Annotated in this window: 1 pseudogene; it reads right to left on the bottom strand. The window is 70.4% G+C overall.

From position 1 onward, the window contains the following. Positions 1 to 233: pseudogene (locus TOK_RS31400) on the bottom strand (methionine adenosyltransferase); the annotation flags it as partial.

The following is a 233-nucleotide window of genomic DNA, read 5'->3' as shown; positions in this document are numbered from 1 at the left end:
GCGAGCGCGATCGGCAGCGGCAGCAGCTCCGGGGTGTCGGTGTTGGCGTAGCCGAACATCAGGCCCTGGTCGCCGGCGCCCTGGCGGGCGATCTCGTCCTCGCTGGACTCGACACGCGACTCGTAGGCGGTGTCGACGCCCTGGGCGATGTCGGCCGACTGCGCGCCGATCGCGATGTTGACGCCGCAGGAGTTGCCGTCGAAGCCCTTGGCCGACGAGTCGTAGCCGATCTC

Source organism: Pseudonocardia sp. N23 (assembly GCF_002583555.1).
Classification (GTDB): Bacteria; Actinomycetota; Actinomycetes; order Mycobacteriales; family Pseudonocardiaceae; genus Pseudonocardia.
This window is presented reverse-complemented; position numbering and strand designations above follow the sequence as displayed.